Here is a 358-nt window from a genome sequence, read left to right on the forward strand (position 1 = left end):
GACGCGCCGGTGGAGGTCGTCGATCTGGTGCCGGAGAGCCTGATCGTGCTGCGCTGGGACGGCGGAACGGATGCGGACAAGGTCCGCTACAAGACGACGGTCGAAATGAAGTTCGAGGCGCTTGAGGATGGCGGCACGATGGTGACCATCTCCGAAGACGGCTGGCACGAAGACGAAGCCGGACGGCGCGGCACCTATCTCAATTGCGAGGGCTGGGCCAACATGCTGTGCTGCATGAAGGCCTTCGTCGAACACGGCATCAATCTGCGCGACGGCATGTTCCTCAGCGAGATGCGCGGCGAGCCGGCCGAAGCGCCTGACTACGAGGCGCGGACATGAGCGCGGCTTTCGAGGGCGG

The 358-nt window shown here is 64.8% G+C and carries 1 protein-coding gene; it reads left to right on the forward strand.

All coding sequences use genetic code 11. The features are described from left to right. On the forward strand, positions 1-339 hold a 339-nt coding region (locus tag SB764_RS38820), incomplete at its 5' end, for an SRPBCC domain-containing protein (protein WP_410866584.1). Positions 340-358 lie beyond the last annotated feature (19 nt).

The sequence above is a fragment of the Paraburkholderia sp. SIMBA_027 genome (genome assembly GCF_046535315.1).
GTDB classification, from domain to species: domain Bacteria; phylum Pseudomonadota; class Gammaproteobacteria; order Burkholderiales; family Burkholderiaceae; genus Paraburkholderia; species Paraburkholderia tropica.